We start from the raw sequence: 23579 nt of genomic DNA on the forward strand, positions 1-23579 counted from the left end.
ATTGAGTATATCTAGATTATAGGTAACTGTAGAAGGATAAAAGGAAATTTTTGCAACCTGGTAAGCATTAAGATAAGTGACCGCTTGCGCGGCCACAATGGGTTGGGAATTTAGTAAAGCGCTGACTGATCCGCCTTGGGTGTTGTTTTTAAGATAAACTCGCGGAGATCTTCGTTCGATTTTTGTAAATCTTCATGACGCAGGTACATCATGTGCCCGGAGCGGTAACCTTTAAAGCTTAAGCGATCACGCATTTTTCCGCTCGGATCGAGTTGCCACATATTGTACTTGGCATCAAAGTAATTCGTTGCGCCATCGTAGTAGCCAGACTGGATCATCACGTTTAGGTAAGGGTTTTGTGCCATCGCTAATCGTAATTGTTCACCGACATTATTATCGCTGCTATCCCAAGGGTGAACTGAACCAAACATATTATATTTTACATCGGTTTTATAGTTGAGTTCTGTAGCGAAGTAATGATTAATCGCTGGCGTAAATGAGTGCAACCAAGAGGTCAGCTCAGGCCAATAATCAGGGCGAGAACCAGCGTCTCTTTTATCAATACCAAGATAGCGTGAGTCCAACCGACCTAGGGTATAGCCACGCTCACGCAATAGCTCTTTCCAAAATGCCGCAGTAGGAATATCTAGGTTGTTTTGAGCTACAAAGCGCTCGCTTAAGCCACTATATTTAGCAACGGCCTGTGTCACACTTTGCTTTTCTTGGGCACTGATAAATGCGCCTTTGGCGAGTGCGGGAAGATACTGATCAACCGTATATTGTTCAACCTCTGCAAGTACTTCGAGTAAATCTTTATTTTGCAATTCAGAAGACAGCGCTTTGTGGTACCAAGCGGCGGCAGCGTAATACGGTAAACGGTTTGCCACTTCAACCGGACCTTCTCGTTTAATGCCGATTTCTGTAGGAGATACCAACACCACGCCATTGAGATAAAGCCACTGATTGTTTTGCATCGCGTGCGCAAGACCTGACACTCGAGTCGTGCCGTAGCTCTCACCAATCAGGTACTTAGGAGAAAGCATACGCTCATTGCGATGAATAAATGTATTGAGCCATTCGGCTAAGTACTTCACGTCCGCGTTGACGCCAAAAAACATCTTTGTTTGTTCGGCTTTACTCGGATATTTACCTTCAGCATTTTTGAGTACGCGAGAATAACCTGTGTTGACTGGGTTTACATAAACAATATCGGCAACATCTAGCACTGAATATGGGTTGTCTTTCAAGCCGTAAGGTTGCAGTGGATATCCTTCGTCATCAATTTTTAATACTCTTGGGCCAGTATAGGCAATGTGCATCCACACGGAAGCAGAGCCCGGACCACCGTTAAATGAGATCAGCAGCGGACGTTTGCTCATATCTTTGATTTTTGTGCGCTTGTAGTAGGTGTAATGCAACGTTGCAACTGCGTCGCCGTTTTCATTCCACACCGGCTGCGTGCCTGTTGTCGCGGTGTAGTTAATACGTTCACCTTTTATTTCGGCTCTATGCTCAGTTGTTATTTTATGATCTATCTCAATTGCGCGGTTGTGCTCCTCAGCTATGCTTGGTGCTGAGAGTAGGGCACAACTCACGAGCAATAGTGGTAGTAGTTTTTTCATTGCTTCCTCGGTATTGCATTAGGTATGTCTGCATTAAAGAAGTATTTCATCTGAAATTCAAAGCCGTTGAGACAAACTCAACAAAAAAAACGGCAGGTTTGAAAAATAGGCTGTTGTAACCTCGTTTATCGAAAAGTAACGAATTTGAGCCGATTTGGTTTTTTTTAGTGCAAGATTCGCGTATATTTAATACTTAATTATGTAGTAATAAAGTATTTAGCCTCGTTAAATTCTTGTTTCACTGCGCTTCTCGTTGTACTTAAGAGATCTCAATCCATGCAAAGAATTTTAATTGTTGAAGACAGTAAAGTCGTACAACAGGTATTGCGACACCTTGCTGCTCAGCATCTAGATGTCGAAATCGATTTTGCTTGGTCCCTCAAGGAAAGTAAGGACTTCTTAGCACAGCACCAATATACATTGGCGCTGGTAGATTTAACGCTGCCCGATGCGATGGACGCAGAGGTCGTGCAGCTCACGCTTAGCCACAAAATACCCACCGTGGTGTTGACCTCAAAAATAGATGAATATAGCCGCCAGCAAATGCTTGAAATGGGTGTGGTGGATTATGTGATTAAAGATAACCGCGATTCATACCTATACGCGGTCAAGTTAGCATCTAGACTATTGAGAAACCAAGGTTGCAAGGCGCTGATCGCCGATGATTCTGTGATCAGTCGAGCGGTAATGAAGCAGATGCTTGAAAAGCAATTATTTACAGTGCTTGAGGCGCAAGATGGCGAACAGGCATTGGAGATGTTGCTATCTGACCATGAAATTAAGCTACTGCTGACGGACTTTGCGATGCCGACGATGGATGGCTTTGAGTTGGTAAAATCCGTTCGTAATAGTCGTGGACGAGATGAGTTGGCGATTATTGGTCTGTCTGGCGCAGGAAGTCATGGCTTGTCAGCAAAGTTTATCAAATACGGCGCCAATGACTTTTTGGCAAAACCTTTTATGAGTGAAGAGTTTCATTGTCGTATCATGCAGACGATGGAACAGCTCAATTTGATCGCAGAAATCAAAGAATATGCGCATCGAGACTATTTAACAGGGCTTTATAACCGCCGCTATTTTTGTCAGCAAGCAGAGCGTTTAATCAAGAACAAACCGAGCCAGCATATATTGGCATTGTTAGACCTCGATCACTTTAAGTCTATTAATGATCAATATGGTCATGAAAGCGGTGATGATGTACTTAAACAAGTTGCTGATTTACTGCGTAGTGCATTTGGTCACTATATTGTCGCACGTATTGGTGGGGAAGAGTTTGCTTTGCTTATTCCAAGCTCAGATATGAAGATGGCAAAGCACATGCTAGAAGACTTTAGAGAGCGCCTTGCACAGCAAGCATTCAAAATTCCTGAGGGTAAGCATTATTGCACCATCAGTATTGGCCTCGCGGCTTGCCAATCAAAGAGTTTAAGCGAAGTAATGCGCAAGGCAGATAAGGCGCTCTACAAAGCGAAGGACAAACAACGAAATTGCGTTATCGCGCATTAGCTTTTCGTTATTTGAGTGTTTATGCACCAACTCAGTTCAGGCTTAATATCAATGCACCTAGATGGTGCATTTTTTATGCGTGAAATTCCACCTCCCACTTTAATTCATTGTTAATTAAGGAATAAAAAATTTGGCATAAAGGTTGGATTACTGCATACAACAGGATCAACTGTCCTAAGGGGACTCAGCATGAAAATGATAAGTGCAATAATAAAACCATTTAAGCTTGATGAGGTACGTGAAGCGTTAGCCGATCTAGGGATTGAAGGCATGACGGTTGTTGACGTTAAAGGGTTTGGACGTCAGCGCGGTCATACCGAACTGTATCGCGGTGCAGAATATCAAGTCGATTTCATTCCAAAAATAAAAATAGAAATTGCGACGTTAAGCGAAAACGCCGAGCGCGTTGTGGAAACGGTTACAAAGGCTGCGTTCACTGGAAAAATTGGTGACGGAAAAATCTTTGTTTACGACTTAGACCAAGTTGTTCGGATCCGTACCGGCGAACTTGATGAAGAAGCCATTTAAGGGGAGCCGAACAATGGAAAATACAATAATAGAACTAAAATTTTCATTAAATACCTTTTACTTTTTGATCTCTGGTGTCTTAGTTATGTGGATGGCTGCCGGATTCGCTATGCTTGAAGCGGGATTAGTACGCTCAAAAAATACCACTGAAATCCTTACCAAGAACGTCGCACTGTACGCCATTGCTTGTACTATGTATCTGCTTATTGGTTACAACATCATGTATGTCGATAATGCCGAAGGTGGGGTTTTACCAAGTCTCGGTGCGCTCATTGGCAGTGCTGCTGATGATGCCGACCATGCACTGCAATCCGACTTTTTCTTCCAAGTGGTATTTGTTGCAACGGCTATGTCAATTGTCTCTGGCGCTGTTGCCGAGCGTATGAAATTGTGGGCGTTTTTAGCATTTTGTGTGGTGTTAACTGGTTTTATCTACCCGTTAGAAGGCTATTGGACGTGGGGTGGTGGTTTCTTATCTGAGCTTGGCTTTGTTGACTTTGCCGGTTCAGCCATTGTGCATGGTGCCGGTGCTGCTGCGGCACTAGCGGGTGTTCTGTTACTTGGTGCGCGCAAAGGAAAATATGGCAAAAATGGTGAGGTTTACCCAATTCCTGGTTCCAACATGCCACTGGCGACACTAGGCACCTTTATTTTGTGGATGGGATGGTTTGGCTTTAACGGTGGCTCTCAACTGTTCCTTGCCGACAAAGAAAATGCCATCGCGGTCAGCCAAATCATGCTAAATACCAATGCGGCGGCGGCGGCAGGTGCGGTTGCTGCACTGTTGGTGTGTAAATTAATGTGGGGCAAGGCGGATTTAACTATGGTACTTAATGGTGCGCTAGCAGGTCTGGTGACTATTACCGCTGAGCCTGCCTCTCCAACACCTGTATTAGCGCTTATTCTCGGTGCCATAGGCGGTGCATTGGTGGTGTTTAGTATCGTTGCGCTAGATAAGGCAAAAATTGATGATCCTGTCGGTGCTATCTCTGTTCACGGTATATGTGGTGCGCTAGGTGTGATGATGGTGCCATTTTCAAACTCAGACGCTACTTTCCAAGGTCAGGCTGTGGGACTTATCACTATTTTAGGTTTTGTTTTCATTGCTTCTTATATTGTCTGGAGTGTATTGAAAGCGAGCATGGGGATCCGCGTTGGCGAAGAAGAAGAACTAAGCGGTATGGATCAACATGATTGCGGCGTAGATGCCTATCCCGAGTTCGTGACAGTTCGCGGACAATAATACCAATTTGGCTCTCAGTCAATATTGTAAAGTTCTCGTTGTCTAAACAAAGTGAGTCCAACAGGGCTCACTTTTCTTTATATATATTATTCTACTTTCAGCAGTTGTTAATTTAGGTTACCCTACCATCTTGCGATTCATTTTTTAGTTTTACTTGGGTCATGACGGATAAAAAGAAACGAAAACCTGCCAACAAATCAAACGTCAAAGCGAACACTTCGCGTAAAAACAATACCCAGCAAAACGGTTCTAAGATGCAAAGAGTTAAAAGCCGTGTACTGAGCACGTTGTGGTCTTTCTTTTGGAAAGGGACTATTGCGGCGATATTCCTTGTTGCAATTTATATCATCTACTTAGACGCCAAAATAAGCCGGCAGTTTGAGGGCAATAAGTGGGAACTTCCCGTTCAGGTTTATGCCAGATCGATGCAGTTTTTCCCCGATCAATTCCTTAATGAGGATGAAGTGCTGTGGGAACTGAAGCGGCTTAACTATTCTCGTGTAAATCGTATCAGCCGTACCGGTCAATATATCGTTCAAGGTCGCACAATCACCATCCATCGTCGCGCGTTCGAATTCTACGATGGCCCAGAAGTGGCGCGTATTTTTACGCTTAATTTTGCTGGTAAAAAGCTTGCCAATATTGTTGATAATCAAGGTCGGCGCTTAGCCGGCGCTCGCTTAGAGCCGGTGCAGATTGCTCGGATCGGCAATGAATCGCGCCAAGACAGAGAGTTTGTTCCGTTCGATAAATTCCCTAATATTTTAAAAGAAACACTGCTGGTGGTAGAAGATCGAGACTTTTACGAACATCATGGTGTTTCTGCGCTGTCTATTTTGCGTGCGCTGTATGCCAACATCAAAGCGGGGCGAACTGTGCAAGGTGGCAGTACGCTTACGCAACAGCTCGCAAAGAACTTTTATCTCACCAGAGATCGCACCTTAATCCGCAAGGTGAATGAAGCATTCATCGCATTGATTTTAGATTTCCGTTACAGCAAAGATGAAATCCTTGAAGCCTATTTAAACGAAGTGTTTTTGGGACAAGCCTATAATCAAGGCGTTCATGGTATGGGGCTTGCGGCCGATTTTTATTTTGGTAAACCAGTGGACGAGCTTGAGTTTGACCAAGTCGCTATGTTAGTTGCAATGGTTAAAGGACCGTCTTTTTATAACCCAAGACGATATCCTGAGCGGGTAATGGAAAGGCGCGATTTAGTCTTAAGGTTGATGGTGGAAAATGGCCTCATCACAACCCCTGAGTATCGCGCGGCGCTCTCTAGGCCGATTGATGTACAGCCTTTAAAAGCGAGCCGTATGCAGTCTTATCCTGGATATTTGGAGTTGGTGAATCGCGAGTTAAAGAAACTGGTGCCTGATGATGACATTGTCGACTCTGGAATTCGGATTTTTACTTACCTAGATTTACAAAAGCAAACGGCGATGGAAGATGCTGTTAAAAAGGGCTTACCTTACTTAGAACGCCGTTTCAAAACGGAAGAGCTAGAAACCGCGATGCTGTCAGTTAATGTTGAAAAAGCGGGCGTATCGGCGTTAGTTGCTGGTCGCCAGTTGAAGTTTTCAGGTTTTAATCGGGTATTAGACACCGAGCGCAATATAGGTTCACTGGTTAAGCCCGCTATTTATTTGAGCGCTTTGTCGAATCCAAACTACCATTTGGGTATGCTACTTGATGACAGTCCACTCGAAGTGACTGACGGTTCAGGTAAAGTTTGGTCTCCAGAGAACTTTGATCATAAATTCAGAGGCCAAGTGCCAATGTTTGAAGCGTTCAGCAATAGTATCAATATTCCGGCAGTAAACCTTGGCTTGGATGTGGGTGTGAATCGAGTCGCACAAACTTTGAATGACCTTGGAGTCTCTAAGTCGATTCCACTTTATCCTTCTTTATTGTTAGGCGCGTTAGAGTTATCCAGTTTTGATGTTGCACAGGCGTACACCACACTTGCTGCAGATGGTAAGCAGAGCGAGTTGACCAGCGTCATGGCGATCACCGATTCACTGGGTAAACTAGTATACGAACATCCCGTGCAAAAAAGCCAAACGCTAGACAGTGATGCGGTATACATGACGAAATATGGCATGAAGCGCGTAACTAAAAAAGGCACTGCTAAACGCCTTAACCTTCACTTCCCCTCAATTCAACTTGCAGGGAAAACGGGGACTAGTAATGATTTAAGAGATAGCTGGTTTGCAGGTTTTGACCAAAATACGGTCACCGTGGCTTGGATTGGCCGTGATGATAACAAGCCAACGGGATTAACGGGCAGCCAGGGGGCGCTTGAGCTCTATATTCGCTATCTTAAACCACTAAATCCACAAGCGATTGTTGATGAGCGTCCAAAGTCCATTCGCTGGGCCTTTATCAATCCTAAAACGGGTAAGCAGTCGCCTCCGAGTTGTGGTCCTGTATTGCAGCTACCTATTAGAGAGAGCATGTTTGAACCCAGACCAGGTTGTTAGCAATTTAGGAACTTGAGAGTATTTTTGTAAACTAATCTTTAATTATTCTCTTGTTTGTCATAGTATATTTCCGTTCAGGGAACAGAAACTGAACATATAACAATTACAATGTTCAAAGGAAATATAATAATGAAGACATTTCAAAGAAATATCCTTTCTTTGGCTGTAGTTGGTGCCTTGGTTTCAGGTACCGCGATCGCAGCCGATGCCACATCTTCAGGGTTTCTATACGGTGTTGTAGAGAACACTGCGGGAGAATCAGTATCAGGCGTTACTATTGAGATACTTAATAAAGATACTGGACTGCAGCGTGTAGTTACTACAGGTAATAACGGTAGTTACCGATTCCCGTTGTTGCCAGCGGGTACCTATGATGTGACCGTTAAAAAGAATGGCCAAATATTACACCAGCAAACAGATGTAAATGTTAGAGTGGGTACACGTACAAATATTCCACTCTCTGTTACTTCTAGCAATGGTACTGAAGTGATTGAAGTTGTAGGATCTCGCATTAGTTCGATAGATGTGGCATCCAGTGAAGCGGTGACTATTGTCGACCAAGAGTTCCTTGCTCGAGTTCCTGTTTCGCGAGATATTGCCTCAGTTGCAATGTTAGCGCCAGGCACGACAAAAGGTGATGAATCATTCGGTAATATCGCTTCGTTTGGTGGGTCATCAGTAGGTGAAAACAGCTACTATGTTAACGGTATGAATGTCACAAACTTCCGTAATGGTCTAGGTGGTGCAGATGTTCCGTTTGACTTTTACGATAGCTTTGAGGTGAAAACAGGTGGTTACTCTGCCGAGTTTGGTCGCTCAACGGGTGGTGTAATTAATGCCACAACACGTCGCGGTAGCAATACTTTTGAGTACGGTGGCGGGGTAGTTTTAGAGCCAAGCTCACTGCGCGAGACTAGTCCTCAGGCTTATCGTTCGGCGGAAGGTGAAGCTCTTTATGGTACGGATATTTATCACCGTGACCAAGAAGAACGAAAAGTAGGTAAAAACGAATATACACTGTACGCTGGTGGTGCGTTGATAGAAGATAAGCTTTTCTTCTTTGGCCTTGCAAATTATAACGAACGTGATTCTGATTACGCAGAGGAGTCCACAAAATACGTTCGTGAATCAGGCGATTTGTTCCTTGCTCTTAAATTAGATTATTACATTACAGATGATCACATTATTGAGTTTACTGGGTGGGATAGCTCAAGTGATCTTGATAGTGTGAAATATAACTGGGATTCAAAAGCGCACAAAACGACTTCTCGCCGAGGAGACTACACTGAAAAGCGTGGTGGTAAAACTTACTCATTCAAATATACAGGTATTTTGACTGATACTTTCACAATGAGTGCAATGTATGGTGTAAATGAAGCAAACTACAGTAACGTTAACGCAGGTAGTTCACCTTTTGGTGAGTATCCACGTGTATACGAGCGCTTCTCTAGTACCGATCTGGGTGATTGGGCACTAAGTACACCTAGCTTGGAAGAAGATAAACGAACAGCTTACCGCTTAGATTTTGATTGGTATGTGACGGATAATCATACTCTACGTTTTGGTATTGATAGAGAAGAGTTAGAGGCGGTTAACCAGACACAGCGTGCTGGCGGTGCTTCATATCGTTACGAAGACTGTGCGGATATTGACGCTGTACGTGCAGGAGACCCTTCATCGTGTACGTCAGTACGTAAAGAGATATACCGCAATATCGGTGATTTTGAAACCAAGAGTTCAGCCTATTATATTACTGATACGTGGACTGTCACTGACGATCTAACGGTTACTTTAGGCTTAAGAAACGAAACATTTGAAAACTATAATAAAGCAGGTGAAAAGTTTATAGATGTGAGCGACCAATGGGCTCCTCGAGTTGGGTTAAGTTGGGACCCATACGGGGAAGGTGAGTTTAAAGTATTTGCTAATTTTGGCCGCTATTTCTTACCGGTTGCAACGAATACAAACGTTCGTATGGCAGGTGATGAGCTTTATACTCGCCAGCAATTTGAAGTACTTGGTATCGCCGATGATATTTCTAAAGAGCCAATTTTAGGTGAAGCGAAAGATGGCTTATTGGTACTAGCAGATGGTACTTTGAAAAACACCGCTGAAACCGTTAATCAAGACCTAGATCCTATGTATCAAGATGAATTTATTTTAGGTTTTCAGATGATACTTGATGATGATTGGAGCTTAGGTGTTAAAGGGACTTACCGTAATCTTGGTAGCTCGCTTGAGGACATTGCGGTTGACAAAGGCTTTGACGACTATTTAAAAGCTGAGTTTGGCAGTGGTTGTACCCTGTGTGAGGGCGGCTTTCATTACTATGTATTAACCAACCCTGGTTCAGATGTAACCTTTGCTACTGACCCTGATGGTGATGGACCGCTAGCAAACCAAGAGTATACTATTCCAGCTTCATATCTAGGTTATCCAGAGTCAGAGCGTCAATATGGGGCAGTTGACATCAACCTTAGCAAAGCTTGGGGTGATGGTTGGATGTTAGATCTAACGTATACTTGGGCGCATAGCTGGGGTAATAATGAAGGTTTCGTACGCTCAGATAACGAGCAAGATGATGCGGGTGCAACAACCAACTTTGACCAACCAGGCTTGACTGATGGTGCAAAAGGCAACTTACCTAATGACAGACGTCATCAGATCAAAGCTCAGTTTGCTTATGAAATCACAGAAAATATTCTGTTAGGTTCAAACTTCTTATGGCAGACGGGTCGTCCGTATGGTGCTTATGGATACCATCCGACAGATGTATATGCATCTTTTTATGATGCAGAGTCATTTTATCGCGGTGGCGAGCTTGTACCTCGTGGCTCTTTAGGGACTACCCCTAACACTTGGAGTCTAGACTTGAGCTTACAATATAACACGACTGTTTATGATCACGATCTGACATTCAGAGCGGACGTATTCAACGTGTTTAATAACGATAAACCGACCAAGTATAATGAAGTTTCTGAAATTAGAAAAACAGTACTTGATGACGGTGATAATTTCAAAGGGTATCGTGGTGCTTCAAACCCAGACTACCTGTTACCTAAGTACTTCCAAGAGCCTCGTAAGATTCGCTTGAGTGCGACATTTAAGTTTTAATACTTAATACCATGTTATAGGGGAAGCTTAGCTTCCCTTTTTTATTCCGTTTTGTACTTAGTTATATTTTCCTCCATAACGGCTGCAGTATCGGTAAGTGAGAACGCATTAGCTTGGGTTTCTCGTGCTGAGCTCAATGTGTGTTGAGCAAGCTCGTTAATCTCAGAGGATTCATTTAAAGCCTGCTCTGTTGCTTGAGTTTGTTGTTGTACCAGCTGACTTATCAGTTTTCCTTGCTCGTCTATGTCTCGCATACTTTGCTCTGCGTGATGTAGGACTTCATTAGTATCATTCGCGGAGATAACACTTTGTGCCATATTGTCTTCACTGCTGCGCATTTTGTCTTGCGTGTCTCTGGATGCAGCTTGTAAAGATTGAATAATATTGTGTATTTCTTCTGTTTGTTGCTGCGTTCTTTGCGCAAGCGTTCTAACTTCATCCGCTACCACCGCAAATCCTCGGCCTTGTTCACCTGCACGAGCAGCCTCAATTGCGGCATTGAGCGCGAGTAAATTGGTTTGCTCGGCAATCTCTCTAATCGCGGAACTCACCTGACTAATGTTTTGCGTGTCTTCCGCGAGCTTATCTAAGGCCGCTCGACTTTGTTGAAACTCAGCTTGTAGTTCGGTCATTTGCTCTGCAAGGGCTGTGGTATTGACGCTACTTTGCTTTACTTGTTTGGCTGCTACGGAGGCCAACTCTGTGGCGCTAAATGCGGCATCCTCAACCGAGCGAGCGGACTGCGCCATATTCTCGAGTGAGTGGTGAATAGACTGGATTTTATTCTCCTGCTGGGCGACGTCCTTCTCAGTATCTTGGCTTATCTTATTGAGTGTTTTTGTTGCTTGCTGTAGCTCGTCACTACTTAATCGAACGCTACCAAGTAAAGAGATAAAGGCATGTAGTACCGCATTAAATTGTTCAATAATTTGGCTAAGCTCGTCAGAGCCAGTTGCCTGCGCTTTGATGCTTAAATCCCCTCGAGAGGCGGCCTGCGCGGCATGTGAGAAAGTCGTGATGGTGCCCATGACCGACAAGTAAAAGCCAACCATAAGATAAATAGCGATGATCAGTGCGAGTAGCGAAGCCATGGCAACGGTGTTTCTGATCCACCGTTGCTGGTTTTGTTTTTCGGCGACAAGCCCGGCAAGCGTGGGTGTTGCAACATTAACAAACTGCTTGATAGCATCACTTGCACTTTGGTAGTAACGGTTAAATTGCGCTTGTGAGAGTGCCAGTTCATCAGGGTCTAACAAACCTGTTTTCACCGCTTGCTGGTAATCAGAGAGGCTAGACTCAAGCTCAGCTAAGGGCTGACTAAGCTGCTTTTTGAGTCGCTGATTATCATTGATAGCAATGTTAAGTTTGCCTGAAAATAGTGTCGTGACGCCTGGCAATCCTTTGTTTAAATTGGACAGCGCAATAAAACTATCTGGAGTAAAACTGCCTCTACTGATGATATCGCTTGCTTGCGCTTCAATTTCATTGATTTGCGATATAAGTCTTGGCGCAGACTCAACAAGTGTGCGATTCAGGTAACTGCGTCCAAGATCATCATCGACGGCAAGTTGAGAGGCAATTGAGAGCTGCTCAAGGGCGCTTGCACCTGCGGCGCTCACTTTGGGTAACTTAGCGCGTTGCAATAAAATTGAATTATCGGAAGCTTTACCCGCTAAAATGTTTTCCAACATACTAGGGTAAAGCGTGAGCCCTTGCCTTTGCATCTCACTGACAGAAATAGAATGGTTAAGTACACTGTTTAGAAAAAACAAGCTGAGGCTTAGCGGTAGTAATAAAATACCAAATACAACGGCCATTTTGGTTTTGTATCGCAACCGCGCCATCAAACGGGTTGCAGGATTAATTAGTGTATTAAATCCAGCCATCACTTCCTCTGTATGATAGTTTTAACTTAGCACAGCGTTATTAATTAAGTACGCCTTGGTTAACTAGACCGAAGCTTTTGAAAAGCTTATTCAAAGCGTAGCTGAAAAAACAAAAAAAGCCCTGAACGGGCTTTTTAAATACAAACTAATGTGGGTTACAATCAGTGATTACAACTTGGCAAATGCACGCTTTGCAGCATTAATAGTGTTAGCAATTTCTTTGTCAGAATGCATTGTGCTCACGAAACCCGCTTCGAATGCAGATGGGGCCAAATAAACGCCTTCATCTAGCATCAGATGGAAGAACTTTTTGAAGCGCTCTAGGTCACATTCAGTTGCTTGTTGATAGCTGGTTACTTTCTTAGCGTCAGTAAAGAAGAAGCCAAACATACCACCTGCGTAGTTAGTCGTAAGTGCGATACCTGCTTCATCAGCAGCCGCTTGGAAGCCTTCACACAGGGCTTTACTCTTAGCTTCAAGCTCTGCGTGCAGCCCTTCTTTTGAAAGTAGCTCTAGTGCTTTTAAACCAGCAGCCATGGCTATTGGGTTACCAGATAGCGTGCCCGCTTGATAAACAGGACCAACTGGGGCGATGTAATCCATGATTTCTTTTTTACCGCCAAACGCACCCACTGGCATACCGCCACCAATCACTTTACCTAAACAGGTTAAGTCTGGGGTGATGTTGTAGTACTGTTGAGCACCACCAAGAGCAACACGGAAACCCGTCATGACTTCATCAAAGATAAGCACACTTTGATTGTCAGTACATACTTCGCGCAGGCCTTCTAAAAAGCCTTCTACCGGTGGAATGCAGTTCATGTTTCCAGCAACAGGCTCGATGATCACACAGGCAATTTGATCTTTGTACTGCTCAAAAATCGCTTTTACTTCATCAAGGTTATTAAATGAAACCGTTAGCGTATGCTTAGCAAAGTCGGCAGGAATACCAGGGGAGTTAGGCACGCCCATGGTAAGTGCACCTGAACCTGCTTTAACAAGCAAGGAGTCAGCGTGACCGTGGTAACAGCCTTCAAACTTTAAGATTTTATCGCGGCCGGTGTAACCACGAGCAAGGCGAATAGCGCTCATGGTCGCTTCTGTACCAGAGCTTACCATGCGTACTTTTTCAATAGATGGTACTAGCGCTTTTACTTTTTCCGCCATTAGGATTTCAGTTTCCGTCGGCGCGCCGTACGATAGGCCATTTTCAACCGCTTCAAGCACTGCTTGTTTAATCTCAGGATGGTTATGACCTAAGATCATCGGGCCCCAAGAACCCACATAATCAATGTACTGTTTACCATCGGCATCAAAGGTGTGAACGCCTTCGGCTTTGGTGATAAATAGTGGCGTACCACCTACACCATTAAAAGCGCGAACAGGAGAGTTAACGCCTCCAGGGATTGAGTCTTGGGCGCGTTTGAATAAGTCTTGACTGATTGTCATTGTCGATCCTTTTTAGCTTTCACGTTTGCGGCTAAACCAAGGTACTTCTACCTCGTGTTTTTCCACTTGGTTTTCAACACCTAGCGTTAGGGCAAAAAGTGCCATACGGATCAATACACCATTTTGAACTTGGCGGAAGATAGCTAGGTTGTCGTTATTATTTAGGTCGTTGTCTAGCTCGTTTGCATCGCTACGGCTGTCGCGAGGTAACGGGTGCATTAATACTGAGCTAGGTTTACAGTGAGCGTCATAAATCGCTTGGCTGATCCTAAAGCCACCACGGTATTTGTTTGCTTCTTCTTGAGAAGGGAAACGCTCTTCTTGAATACGAGTCTGGTAAACGATATCGGCAGCTAAATTGCCTTCCATCTTAGACACGACTTCTATACGGTGACCGGCATTGTCTACGACATCTAAAATAGACTGAGGCATTTGTAAGCCATCCGGTGCAACCATTGTAAAGCGGATATCTTTGTAGTGACTCAGTAACTTTGATAAAGAATGCACGGTGCGGCCGTATTTTAAATCCCCGACTAGGGCGATGTGCATGTTATCAATTCCAGTACCAAAGCGGCTAAGCTCTCGGTCAATTGTCAGTAAGTCCAACAGAGCTTGGGTAGGGTGCTCATTAGGGCCATCGCCCCCGTTTATGACAGGAACATCGGAACCGGTTGCAAACTCGGCTACTGAACCTGCATCTGGGTGGCGCATTGCCACCGCGTCAGCATAAGCGGAAATCACACGGGCGGTATCATACAAAGATTCGCCTTTTGTCAGTGCTGAGCTTTGCATACCTGTGGTTTCACGGACTAGGCCGCCGAGCAGGTTAAATGCGGTGCCGAAACTTACGCGTGTTCTCGTACTTGGTTCAAAGAATAGATTTGCCAAAATCGCCCCATTGAGTACTTGGGTACGTTTTTGCTTTTTAGCATAGGGTTCCATTTTTTTGGCAATGGAGAAGATGTGTTCAATAGAATCCCTGTCTAATTGATTGACAGAAAGAATGTTTTCACCTTGGAAACTGAACATTTGGCGATTCCTAAAGACAAATTGACTACCGGGTTGCAGGTCGCTTACCCAACCAGATAACACGCAGATTGTGGGCGGTTACTTGGGCGCATATTATACCCAAGTACCCCCAATAATGCACGGTTACAGTGCAGGTTTTAAAACGGCAAGAAAGACAATGGCTAATAGGATTAGCACGGGAAATTCGTTGAAAAAACGATAGAACTTGTCACTTTTATGATTGCGATCATGTTTGAAATCGGCAAGCAATTTAAAGCAATAGCCATGATAAATATAAAGTAAAATCACTAAAGTCAGCTTGTAGTGCAGCCACATACTGTGCTTAAACCATTCGCGTCCGTATTCTGTAATCGTTAAGACCCCAAACACAGCGGTGAGAATAGCAAATGGGGTTACAAAATAGAGTAGGCGGCGCTCCATGATTTTGAGCATTGAGCTGCAAGATTTTTCTTCAGTCATCGCGTGATATACAAAGAGACGTGGCAGATAAAAAATCCCTGCAAACCAGGCAATCATAAAAAAGATATGTAAGGCTTTATACGTTAGCAATAAGCTCATTATAAATTCCACTTTTTAGGCTAGAGTAAACTGTTTCTGGTGGTGAGTATGTGACGAATTTGGTCCCATCGCAATAATCCAAGTATTTGTTTATCATCCTTTTGATTGTATATATACACCGCGCCTGAACGTTTATCTTTTAGCACATCAAAAGCATCTGCTAAGGTCGCTTGTGTGCTTAATCCTTGCAGCTCGATATAAGAGACCGATACGCTGCCCTCGGAGATTAAGTTCAAATCGTATTCGGCTAAGCGGTAGCCGCTTTGTTCGTCATAAACAATAAGTGGTGTTTGGCTATCAACCGCGGATAGGGTTTCTTTTATTTGCTCTTTGTCGTCGGAATAGAGCAGTTTAAAATTCTCATCCATCTCAGCCACTATCCCCACTTTCTGCAATGCCTCTTTTGCGGGCGATACTTGGTAAGGTAGTCCTTGAAAGTCCAGTTGTTGAATAAAAATGGAGCGATTGCCAAACGCCTGTAAAGCCGTAACGTAAGCAGTGGTGATCACCAGCATAGCTGGAACGATTATTTTTGGGTTTGAAGTCAGCTCCATTACCGCAGTAAGCGCAGCAAGCGGGGCGTGCAAAGTCGCAGCAAGTAAGCCTGCCATACCGAGTACACCATAAGTTCCTGCAACATCAACGCTTGGCTCTATAAACTGGGCAAAGAAAGACATTAAGGTGCCCATGATAACCCCAAGCCCAATCACTGGACCAATAATACCACCGGGAATACCAAGTCCGATCGCAAATAAAGTTGCCATCAGCTTGGCAATCAAAATTGTGGTAAGTAGTTGTAAGTTATGCGGAGATTCAACTGCTTGGGTGATAGCGCTCATACCTGAGCCCATGGCCCCTGGTACGGCATAGCCAATTAATCCCGCAATTAAACCCGCTAATAGAAGACGAGGAAACATACTGATGGGCTTAAAAGTTTTGATGATCAGCATTAGATTTTGATTAAAGGCAAAAGCAACTGCCCCTAATGCTGCACCACAAATAATTAAATAAGGGTAATGCCAAAAACTCAACGGGGTGATATGAATTAGTGCCAGCTCGGAACTGTTACCAAACACATATTGTGTGCTCATCGCACCGATCACTGAAGCCAACATCACGGGAACGAAAATGTGGATTTTATACTCCCGGAGCACGACTTCCATGACGAATATCACTGCCGCGAGTGGGGTATTAAATGAGGCGGCAATACCTGCAGCTACACCGCATCCGGCCAAAGTTCGCGCAGCATTGAGTGGTAGATGTAAACGCTCTGATAAAACGCTTGCAGCTGTAGCCCCCATGTGTACAGATGGTCCTTCTCGACCAACAGAGAAACCACTGATCAAAGCAACAGCACCACCAAAAAACTGGTTGGCAGAATTCCAAATTGGCATATGACCGTAGTGGTGTTTGATCCGATTGATCACATATGGAATGCCCAAACGGTAGTGCTTAAACCCTGTCAAAGCAGCAAAGACAGCGATGAGTAGCGCGGCAAGGACAGGCAAAAATAGTCGATGTAGCTCAGAAAGCTCAGTAAAGTCATCTGGTTTATCGAGAAATGTGCCTTGGATTAATTCAATAGTAAGACGAAAAGCAATGATAAGTATCGCTGCAAGCAGGCCTGCACCGGCACCAAGTAGGCACAGTTGCGCTGAAGTTTTAGGTTTTGCAAGGCTTCGTCTTAATGTATCCAACGACATGAACGTCATTCCACAATAGTAAACCGTTTAAGAATATCAAATTTTTTATACTAAGTCCTTGTGCCAACGCAACTTAACTAAGGCAATAGTCATATTTTCCTTGGTTAAACGTGCTATTACCAATTTATATCAATATGGGCGCATAAGTTTGCAGCACATAGAGTTAAAAGTTTCTCGATGGGAAAAAATAGAAAAATTTTGCGGTGTAATCAATGGGGCCCTCTTTTTCTTTAAAAAAGAGGTAGCTTAACAAATGTGACTGGTACAAACGCTATACTTGATTAAAATACTCAGGTATTAGATAATTTGCAGATTACAGGGTTAGGGGTCTAAATCTATGTCTGAACAATTACCAATTCAGTTTTCTGACGCTGCTGCAAGCCGCGTAAAGGAACTTATTGAAGAAGAAGAGAATGCCAATCTTAAGCTACGCGTGTATGTAACGGGTGGCGGTTGCTCAGGCTTTCAATATGGTTTCACTTTCGATGAAAAAGTAAATCCAGGTGATTTGGAAATCGTAAAAAACGGTGTCACTATGGTTGTCGATCCAATGAGTATTCAGTATCTAATTGACGGTATCGTAGATTATACCGAAGGGCTTGAGGGCGCACGTTTCTTTGTGAATAATCCCAATGCAACAACCACTTGTGGCTGTGGTGCAAGTTTCAGCGTCTAGACATTATTCGCACTACGTTCTGCTAAGCTAAAGAGCCATGCTTTTGTCATGGCTCTTTTTGTTTCTGCCCATCAAAATTCAATTTGCTTTATTTGTCACAAACTACCTGTTAGATACATCATTAAGACAAAAAAACCTAAAACAAAAGATGAAAATACTAAGATGTAGATAAAGCCTTTTTTCCCTTGCTTAAGCGGCACGCCGTTTGAACGAAGGAAGTAAACCCAGCCTAAGCACAATAGAATTGGCAGTAAAAACAGTAATCGAATCATCTAGTAATAGCCTCTTTTTTAACCACTTAGTAAATGTTAGCTGTAAGTTTTTATTTTTTAAAGAAAAATAATTTATTTCAAATACTGGTACATTTTTTAAAAAATTTGTTAAAGTGTTACTGGATATTACAACCCTTAATGAATTAATAAAAAGTAAAAATTAATTAGGTGTTACGCGTGTTTTAGTCTATACCTAATTGGGTACATAGGGACAAGTTAACATTTTGTCTACGTGTCACTGGTTTGGCACAATTTATCGCAGCTAGCTGGTAAGTTGTACCGCATTCGGGGTAAACTGTAGGCTTGATCGAGTTCTAAAGACAAACATGCTGAGTTCATACAGGCTTAACATTTTGCATTGTAGAGTTCTTCGATAAGCTACAACTGTAATATTTAGATAATAGCTAAATGAGACGGGCATATTTCATTTAGATAATTTAGTCTTTCATCTAGTAGGAGATGTTTAATTATGATGGGTAAAACGGTTTCTTCTGAAGAAAACGGCAAACTAACGAAGTGGCTAAAATCAAAGCGCCACGAGAAAGGTCACACAATGCGTAGTCTTGCGCAGGTGTTGGGTACGCCTCATTCATTCATCGGTAAAATTGAAAACCAAGAGCGTCGATTGGATGTCATTGAGTTTTTACGTTACTGCGAAGCGTTAGAAGTTGATCCTTATGAGGGCTTACAGCTAATCAAAGAAGATCAATAAGCGTTTAGTTAGCAAAAACGTAAAAGGTGCAAGGACCTGCACCTCTAGTCTTTGTTAGCATGATACGCCTTTTCAATAGCATAAAGCTTGTGCCGAATTAAATATAAAAACAATAACGACGGAAGCACCATAAGCGCAGTTAGCGCGAAGAAGAGTGCCCAATTACCTCCAAGCAAATCATCTATCACAAAACCACTATAGCCAGACAGCACAGTACGGCCTAAACTGCCAAGTGATGCAAGTAAGGCATAGTGGGTTGCGCTAAAAGCTCTATCACAGAGCATAGAAATAAATGCTACCATCGCTACTAGTGACCAAGCTTGGGTAAAGCCATCCACTACAATTGCCAGTGCGTAAAGGTGTTCTTTAGGTCCTGCAATTGCAATCCAAGAGAACATTAAATTTGATGCGGCCATAGCAACGCCGCTAATAAATAAGCCCTTTACGATACCGTATTTATGGTTAAAGATACTGCCAAGAAAAGCAAATACGATAGTGATCACACCGGTACCAAGCTTAGAATATTGCCCAATTTGGGTGTTTGAAAACCCCACTTCTTTATAAAATACGATGGACATACGGGCTAAGAAAGCTTCTCCTATCTTAAATAGGAAAATAAAGGCGAGTAGTGCACATGCAGTTTTAACCCCATTCTTTTCAAAAAATCGCTTAAAGGGTTCAACCAGAGTCACAGCAAGCCAGGCATAGATCTTTTTAGAAGCATTTGATGATGCGCTGTGGTTAAGTTTATGCTCGTAACTCTTCTGTAGCTGTGCTTGTACTTGCTCCCGATGAGATTTTGGTTCTTTTGCCAACAAAGTGACAACTAATAAACACACTACGATGACGCTTAGCATCTGATAGATAATGGGCCAACTAAAGCCGGGTAAATCAGCCATAAAGAATGGAATTGCACCAAGTAAGGCATAGCCAGACCACCAACCTGAAGTCGCCATCGCTGCCGCTGCCGTTGCCTTTTCACTTTCGTCTTCTGGTAAAATGTCGATGCGATAAGCATCTATTGCAATATCTTGGGTAGCTGAAAATAACGCAATAATAAAGCACAATAATGCGGCATGTGAAAGATGGTCTTTAATTGAAATAGTGGCTAATGCAAAGGTGGCAATAATAATAATAAACTGACAACCTGCTATCCAACTTCGTCGTTGCCCTAAGCGATTGTACAGCAGGGGGATTTTTATTCGGTCAACGAGTGGGGACCACAAAAAGTTGATTGTATAGGCACCATATACTAGGCCAAATAGGCCAATGGTGCTACGGCTTAACCCTTCATCTTTAAGCCAAGCTGACATCACAGAGCCAATCAATACCCAAGGAAAACCGCTACTTATTCCAAAAGCAAAGACAGTTAATAGACGTTTGTCTTTGTAATAACCGAGATATTGCGAAAAGCTAGATGATATCAACATAAAAGGTAATTACTCTGGCTGCTTTAATACTTCAACTGAAAGAATAATGACGGGCTCTTTAGGTATAAAGGTATAGCCAAGTTTTTCATTGTAGCCGGTTTCCACCTTCATAATTGCGTCCAGTGTTTCATAACCTTCAGAGACGTTCCCGAATACGGCAAAACCCCAGCCTCTTCCCGGGTTCAAGTGATCGTTGTCATCCATATTAAAGAAAAACTGCCTAGTACCTGAGTGTGGTTTGTTGTCTTGGTAGGCCATGGCAATGGTGTACATATCATTTTTCAAGCCATTACCGCTTTCATTGAAGATAGCTTCGCGCTCAAACATACCATCGTACTCTTTGTCGTAACCTCCACCTTGGATAACAAAGTCTTTTTCGTTGGCTTCATCACGCTCAACTCGATGAAAGACAGAGCCGTTATAATCTTTGTTAATAACGTAAGTTAAAAAGTTATTTACTGTTATAGGCGCTCTCGATCTGTCTAGTTCGACAATAATAGGCCCTTTACTAGTATTGATTTGAACTCGAGGGAATAGGTTATTCTTTTGTACGAATTTACCGTTCATTTCGGCAAATACATTCATACTTAATAATAGGATGGTTAAGCTTAGAATTATTTTTTTCATTAACTTCCTCTCACAAATTGAATAAATTCAGGATCTTGAATGATTCGAGTAACAACCTGTTGAGCTAGATTGTTGAGCTGTTCTTCGATTTTAGCTTGGTCGTGTTTTAGTGGACCATTTAAATTAGCGCTACCTTTATATTGCTTTTTGAAACTGCGAGTGCCTTGCTTTATCAGTACGGTGACGTCAGCTTCAGCATCACTTTGGTGAGTCGAGAAAGACTCCTCAATAATGGCTTTAAAGCGATTGATATCCACAGTGACTTGCGTTGCTGCAACCGGTGTTATTTGCGCGCCATGTGCAGTGAGTGCTTGCGTTAATACCTGATTGAAGTTAACCGGTAAATTAGCATCGGGTACGTAAAGTGCGGGTTCTTGGTTCTTCACGCGAATGGTGTATTTTGTAGTCCGTAGGTCGTTTACTTGTACCGCCACGTTGGCGGCAAGCGCGTTTGACGAAGGACCTTGATATTCCGGATGAAGAATGACACTGCGTGGTGAGCTTTCACAGCCCACGAGTATCAAGGTTAGCAGAATAATCAGCAATGAAAAACGCATGAAGTTAGCTCCTTTTTATTGCACTTAAAACAGTGAATTTTTTGTTGTTGCCTAGTGTCTTGCTGTTACCGAATAAGCGCTTGAGTTTGTCGTCATATTCCAAGTGGCGGTTACCGATAATTCTTAACTCTCCCCCATGGCGAAGCGCTGCCTTAGCTTGTAAAAACATCTGCCAAGCGATGTGATCGGTGATTGCATTGGCCTGATGGAATGGCGGGTTACACAGTATCAGATCCGCACCGTAATTTTCAAAACCCGTAAGGCAGTCGTTTTGTACGAACTGACAATCAGCAACACGCTCGGGTAGGTTATTGACGATATTTTGCTCCGCGCTATGCACAGCCATCGCCGACTCGTCGATAAAGGTGACGGTGGCATTTGGCATTTTTGCGAGCGTCATCAATCCAATAACACCGTTACCACAGCCGAGATCAATGACCTTCAATGGTTTTTTCCCCATAGGAAGGTAATTGATAAAAAAACGTGCGCCAATATCAAGAGAATCTCGTGAGAAGACATTTGCTTCATTCGACAAGGCAAAATCGGTTTTTTCCAGCGGCCAAGACACAGGGAATTTACTATCAATGGCTTTGGCTGACGTCTTGCTGAACACTAAACGCGATTTTTTTACCGCTAAGCTAGTCGTTGGCTCCGTCAAAAAGTGGCTAAAGCTTTTTAATGTTGAGGTGTGAATTTCTTTTGCTTTGCCAGCCGCAATTACGGGAATGTCTATAGTCAATTTACTTAACTGTGCAAGTTGCGCTTGCAATAGCCCTGAGTTTTTGGGAATTTTTATTAATATCAGATCGATATCTTTTGGCAGCTCATCCATGCTAGTGAGTACATCAACCTTAGCGTCCGCAAGTTCGTTGGCCTCTAAATTATACTCATAGGCGAGGGTACTCACATAAGAGTCGGTCACTACCGTACAGTGCTTGTCAGCAAGTGCACAGCATAATGCGCCAAAACTATCGTTGAGAATGAGAATACGATTTGCATCGCGGTGATGTTCAAAGACATAATCTAACAGGTATTCGTCGGCTGAATCCCAAGCTTGTAAGCTACGATTTTTTTGATCGAGTGGAAACCTATGTAGCGTAAAAGGGTTTCCGGCTAGAATTGCATCAGTCGTCATGTGAATGTTCTATAAATAAAAGCAGCGGGTAGTTTAACATGAGAGCAGTAGACAAAGCACGGAACTTGCCGTGCGGTTTTAGCTATCAAGCACAGGCTATTAGCTTCGATAAAAGTCTAGCGCTATATAATGTACTACTGAATAGCCTTGCGTGGCAGCAAAATACCATCACCTTATTTGGTAAGACCCATCAAACGCCTCGACTTGAACGATTTATTGCCGACCCTGACGTGCATTACAGTTATTCTGGAAAGCGACTTGAAAATGCTCCTTGGCCTTCGGTATTGCTTGGGATGAGACAAACGCTAGAACGCAGATTTAATATTCCTTTTAATGCGGTATTGGCTAATTTTTATCGTGATGGTCAAGACAGTATGGGCTGGCACAGTGATGATGAACCCGAACTTGGTTTGACGCCCACAATCGCTTCACTGTCGCTTGGCGCGACCCGCAAATTTAAAATACGCCACAAAGTAAGCCACTCTGTAACCGACATTTTATTGGAAACTGGCAGCCTATTGGTAATGCAAGGTGATAGTCAGCGCGACTATCAACATGCTTTGCCAAAGCAGGCCAAGGTGACTCAGGGGCGTATTAATCTCACTTTTCGAAGTGTTGGAAATACGCGCTGAACGGCGTATAGTAGCGTCACGAATTGCTCAAGGAGACAAAGTATAATGTCAATGCAATCACAGATTTATGACAAAATAGCTGAAGCCGTTGCGTGCAAGCATCTGAACGTTATCAATGAAAGCCATATGCACAGCCGTGGCGAAGAGTCTCACTTTAAAGTCATTGTTGTAAGCGAACAATTTATTGGCCAGAGGCTGCTGCAACGTCATCGAAAGATCAATGAAGTGCTAAAAGATGAATTACAAAACCATATTCACGCTTTGGCTATTCATGCCTATACACCAGAAGAGTTTTCAGACAAAGAAGGTCAGACGCCAGAGTCACCAAAATGCTTGGGTGGTTCTAAGTTCGATAGCTGATCAGATGTGTGTTTTACATATCTGCCAGTACACTACGCAGTAATTTTAATAAAGTGA

The 23579-nt window shown here is 43.2% G+C and carries 19 protein-coding genes; 9 read left to right on the forward strand and 10 right to left on the reverse strand.

Translation table 11 applies throughout. The features are described from left to right. Positions 1 to 110: 110 nt before the first annotated feature. On the reverse strand, positions 111 to 1622 hold the full coding sequence (locus L1271_RS00390; RefSeq protein ID WP_102057379.1) for a S10 family peptidase: 1512 nt from the start codon (positions 1620 to 1622) through the stop codon (positions 111 to 113). 276 nt (positions 1623 to 1898) lie between these two features. On the opposite strand from L1271_RS00390, the gene L1271_RS00395 reads away from it, so the two are divergent. The 5 genes from L1271_RS00395 to L1271_RS00415 all read left to right on the forward strand — a co-directional run bounded on the left by L1271_RS00395 (position 1899) and on the right by L1271_RS00415 (position 10496). Next, positions 1899 to 3128 (forward strand): GGDEF domain-containing response regulator, encoded by a 1230-nt coding sequence (locus tag L1271_RS00395; RefSeq protein ID WP_010372263.1) that lies wholly within the window; start codon positions 1899 to 1901, stop codon positions 3126 to 3128. A gap of 189 nt (positions 3129 to 3317) precedes the next feature. Then, positions 3318 to 3656 (forward strand): P-II family nitrogen regulator, encoded by a 339-nt coding sequence (locus L1271_RS00400; protein WP_010372259.1) that lies wholly within the window; start codon positions 3318 to 3320, stop codon positions 3654 to 3656. Positions 3657 to 3669: 13 nt separating this feature from the next. Continuing rightward, the gene (locus tag L1271_RS00405) at positions 3670 to 4899 is read left to right on the forward strand and encodes an ammonium transporter (RefSeq protein WP_235366529.1); all 1230 of its coding nucleotides are present in this window, start codon (positions 3670 to 3672) and stop codon (positions 4897 to 4899) included. 161 nt (positions 4900 to 5060) lie between these two features. Beyond that, positions 5061 to 7382 carry a penicillin-binding protein 1B gene (mrcB, locus tag L1271_RS00410; RefSeq protein ID WP_235366530.1) on the forward strand — a complete coding sequence of 774 codons (2322 nt, stop codon included), beginning with the start codon at positions 5061 to 5063 and terminating at the stop codon, positions 7380 to 7382. Between the two features lie 129 nt (positions 7383 to 7511). Beyond that, positions 7512 to 10496, forward strand: a complete 2985-nt coding sequence (locus L1271_RS00415) for a TonB-dependent receptor (RefSeq protein ID WP_235366531.1) — start codon at positions 7512 to 7514, stop codon at positions 10494 to 10496. A gap of 41 nt (positions 10497 to 10537) precedes the next feature. On the opposite strand, the gene L1271_RS00420 is transcribed toward L1271_RS00415, so the two are convergent. The 5 genes from L1271_RS00420 to L1271_RS00440 all read right to left on the reverse strand — a co-directional run bounded on the left by L1271_RS00420 (position 10538) and on the right by L1271_RS00440 (position 17121). Further along, positions 10538 to 12382, reverse strand: coding sequence for a methyl-accepting chemotaxis protein (locus tag L1271_RS00420; RefSeq protein WP_235366532.1), 1845 nt, complete (start codon positions 12380 to 12382; stop codon positions 10538 to 10540). Between the two features lie 168 nt (positions 12383 to 12550). Next, on the reverse strand, positions 12551 to 13831 hold the full coding sequence (gene hemL, locus L1271_RS00425; RefSeq protein WP_235366533.1) for a glutamate-1-semialdehyde 2,1-aminomutase: 1281 nt from the start codon (positions 13829 to 13831) through the stop codon (positions 12551 to 12553). 12 nt (positions 13832 to 13843) lie between these two features. Beyond that, positions 13844 to 14860: an aspartate carbamoyltransferase gene (locus L1271_RS00430; RefSeq protein ID WP_235366534.1), complete on the reverse strand. Its 1017-nt coding sequence runs from the start codon at positions 14858 to 14860 to the stop codon at positions 13844 to 13846. Between the two features lie 123 nt (positions 14861 to 14983). After that, positions 14984 to 15418, reverse strand: a complete 435-nt coding sequence (locus L1271_RS00435) for a CopD family protein (RefSeq protein WP_235366535.1) — start codon at positions 15416 to 15418, stop codon at positions 14984 to 14986. A 20-nt stretch (positions 15419 to 15438) separates the two neighbouring features. Then, positions 15439 to 17121, reverse strand: coding sequence for a chloride channel protein (locus L1271_RS00440; protein WP_010606088.1), 1683 nt, complete (start codon positions 17119 to 17121; stop codon positions 15439 to 15441). 337 nt (positions 17122 to 17458) lie between these two features. Here L1271_RS00440 and erpA point away from each other — a divergent pair, with 337 nt between their 5' ends. Beyond that, a complete protein-coding gene (gene erpA / locus L1271_RS00445) occupies positions 17459 to 17797 on the forward strand; it encodes an iron-sulfur cluster insertion protein ErpA (protein WP_010372235.1) in 339 nt (112 codons plus the stop codon). Between the two features lie 741 nt (positions 17798 to 18538). Next, entirely contained in the window at positions 18539 to 18781 is a 243-nt protein-coding gene (locus tag L1271_RS00450; protein ID WP_017216404.1) for a helix-turn-helix domain-containing protein, read from the forward strand. 44 nt (positions 18782 to 18825) lie between these two features. Here the strand turns inward: L1271_RS00450 and L1271_RS00455 are convergent, their stop codons facing one another. The 4 genes from L1271_RS00455 to L1271_RS00470 are packed head-to-tail and all read right to left on the reverse strand — an operon-like array spanning position 18826 to position 22530. Further along, positions 18826 to 20211 (reverse strand): AmpG family muropeptide MFS transporter, encoded by a 1386-nt coding sequence (locus tag L1271_RS00455; RefSeq protein WP_010606091.1) that lies wholly within the window; start codon positions 20209 to 20211, stop codon positions 18826 to 18828. A gap of 9 nt (positions 20212 to 20220) precedes the next feature. Further along, complete coding sequence (locus L1271_RS00460; RefSeq protein WP_010606092.1) at positions 20221 to 20838, reverse strand: peptidylprolyl isomerase; 618 nt, start codon at positions 20836 to 20838, stop codon at positions 20221 to 20223. Next, on the reverse strand, positions 20838 to 21395 hold the full coding sequence (locus L1271_RS00465) for a YajG family lipoprotein (protein WP_010606093.1): 558 nt from the start codon (positions 21393 to 21395) through the stop codon (positions 20838 to 20840). Before L1271_RS00465 ends, L1271_RS00460 begins: the two co-directional genes overlap by 1 nt. 4 nt (positions 21396 to 21399) lie before the next feature. Further along, positions 21400 to 22530, reverse strand: a complete 1131-nt coding sequence (locus tag L1271_RS00470) for a methyltransferase (RefSeq protein ID WP_235366536.1) — start codon at positions 22528 to 22530, stop codon at positions 21400 to 21402. A gap of 38 nt (positions 22531 to 22568) precedes the next feature. Here L1271_RS00470 and L1271_RS00475 point away from each other — a divergent pair, with 38 nt between their 5' ends. Both L1271_RS00475 and L1271_RS00480 read left to right on the forward strand, forming a co-directional pair. Then, positions 22569 to 23162, forward strand: a complete 594-nt coding sequence (locus L1271_RS00475) for an alpha-ketoglutarate-dependent dioxygenase AlkB family protein (protein WP_010606095.1) — start codon at positions 22569 to 22571, stop codon at positions 23160 to 23162. Between the two features lie 45 nt (positions 23163 to 23207). Next, a complete protein-coding gene (locus tag L1271_RS00480) occupies positions 23208 to 23522 on the forward strand; it encodes a BolA family protein (protein WP_010372214.1) in 315 nt (104 codons plus the stop codon). The last annotated feature ends 57 nt before the right edge of the window (positions 23523 to 23579 follow it).

It is taken from the genome of Pseudoalteromonas sp. OF5H-5, from assembly GCF_021530695.1.
Lineage (GTDB): Bacteria > Pseudomonadota > Gammaproteobacteria > Enterobacterales > Alteromonadaceae > Pseudoalteromonas.

Excerpts from the sequence above, each read along its gene's own strand:
- L1271_RS00465 (WP_010606093.1), bottom strand. The coding sequence starts at position 21,395 with ATGCGTTTTTCATTGCTGATTATTCTGCTAACCTTGATACTCGTGGGC.
- L1271_RS00475 (WP_010606095.1), top strand. The coding sequence starts at position 22,569 with ATGAGAGCAGTAGACAAAGCACGGAACTTGCCGTGCGGTTTTAGCTAT.
- L1271_RS00430 (WP_235366534.1), bottom strand. The coding sequence starts at position 14,860 with ATGTTCAGTTTCCAAGGTGAAAACATTCTTTCTGTCAATCAATTAGAC.
- L1271_RS00470 (WP_235366536.1), bottom strand. The coding sequence starts at position 22,530 with ATGACGACTGATGCAATTCTAGCCGGAAACCCTTTTACGCTACATAGG.
- L1271_RS00455 (WP_010606091.1), bottom strand. The coding sequence starts at position 20,211 with ATGTTGATATCATCTAGCTTTTCGCAATATCTCGGTTATTACAAAGAC.
- L1271_RS00405 (WP_235366529.1), top strand. The coding sequence starts at position 3,670 with ATGGAAAATACAATAATAGAACTAAAATTTTCATTAAATACCTTTTAC.
- L1271_RS00415 (WP_235366531.1), top strand. The coding sequence starts at position 7,512 with ATGAAGACATTTCAAAGAAATATCCTTTCTTTGGCTGTAGTTGGTGCC.
- L1271_RS00435 (WP_235366535.1), bottom strand. The coding sequence starts at position 15,418 with ATGAGCTTATTGCTAACGTATAAAGCCTTACATATCTTTTTTATGATT.
- mrcB (WP_235366530.1), top strand. The coding sequence starts at position 5,061 with ATGACGGATAAAAAGAAACGAAAACCTGCCAACAAATCAAACGTCAAA.
- L1271_RS00450 (WP_017216404.1), top strand. The coding sequence starts at position 18,539 with ATGATGGGTAAAACGGTTTCTTCTGAAGAAAACGGCAAACTAACGAAG.
- L1271_RS00400 (WP_010372259.1), top strand. The coding sequence starts at position 3,318 with ATGAAAATGATAAGTGCAATAATAAAACCATTTAAGCTTGATGAGGTA.
- L1271_RS00460 (WP_010606092.1), bottom strand. The coding sequence starts at position 20,838 with ATGAAAAAAATAATTCTAAGCTTAACCATCCTATTATTAAGTATGAAT.
- erpA (WP_010372235.1), top strand. The coding sequence starts at position 17,459 with ATGTCTGAACAATTACCAATTCAGTTTTCTGACGCTGCTGCAAGCCGC.
- L1271_RS00395 (WP_010372263.1), top strand. The coding sequence starts at position 1,899 with ATGCAAAGAATTTTAATTGTTGAAGACAGTAAAGTCGTACAACAGGTA.
- hemL (WP_235366533.1), bottom strand. The coding sequence starts at position 13,831 with ATGACAATCAGTCAAGACTTATTCAAACGCGCCCAAGACTCAATCCCT.
- L1271_RS00420 (WP_235366532.1), bottom strand. The coding sequence starts at position 12,382 with ATGGCTGGATTTAATACACTAATTAATCCTGCAACCCGTTTGATGGCG.
- L1271_RS00480 (WP_010372214.1), top strand. The coding sequence starts at position 23,208 with ATGTCAATGCAATCACAGATTTATGACAAAATAGCTGAAGCCGTTGCG.
- L1271_RS00440 (WP_010606088.1), bottom strand. The coding sequence starts at position 17,121 with ATGTCGTTGGATACATTAAGACGAAGCCTTGCAAAACCTAAAACTTCA.
- L1271_RS00390 (WP_102057379.1), bottom strand. The coding sequence starts at position 1,622 with ATGAAAAAACTACTACCACTATTGCTCGTGAGTTGTGCCCTACTCTCA.